This is a genomic window from Mesorhizobium sp. M4B.F.Ca.ET.203.01.1.1, from assembly GCF_004791025.1.
Lineage (GTDB): Bacteria > Pseudomonadota > Alphaproteobacteria > Rhizobiales > Rhizobiaceae > Mesorhizobium > Mesorhizobium abyssinicae.
The window spans coordinates 1-279 of record NZ_SRUO01000310.1 but is presented as its reverse complement, the minus strand read 5'-3'; the positions used below and the strand labels follow the sequence as shown (position 1 = coordinate 279).

Here is a 279-nt window from a genome sequence, read left to right as displayed (position 1 = left end):
GGCCGAGGCGGTGGACATGCAGTTCGCCGCGTTCGAGATAAACATTGTTGACTGCGGTGATCTCAAGCTCGCCGCGCGCCGAAGGACGGATGTTCGAGGCGATGTCGACCACGTTGTTGTCGTAGAAATAAAGGCCGGTCACGGCCCAGTTGGACTTCGGCTTTTGCGGCTTCTCGTCGATCGTCAAAGCCCTGCCGGTGGCCTTGTCGAAAGAGACCACGCCATAACGCTCGGGATCATCTACATAGTAGGCGAAGACCGAGGCACCCCCATCGCGCG

Annotated in this window: 1 protein-coding gene; it reads right to left on the bottom strand. The window is 59.5% G+C overall.

Annotated elements, in window-relative coordinates:
• Positions 1–279: sugar phosphate nucleotidyltransferase (locus EN846_RS34845; protein WP_245518785.1), on the bottom strand; the 279-nt coding region annotated here is incomplete at both ends.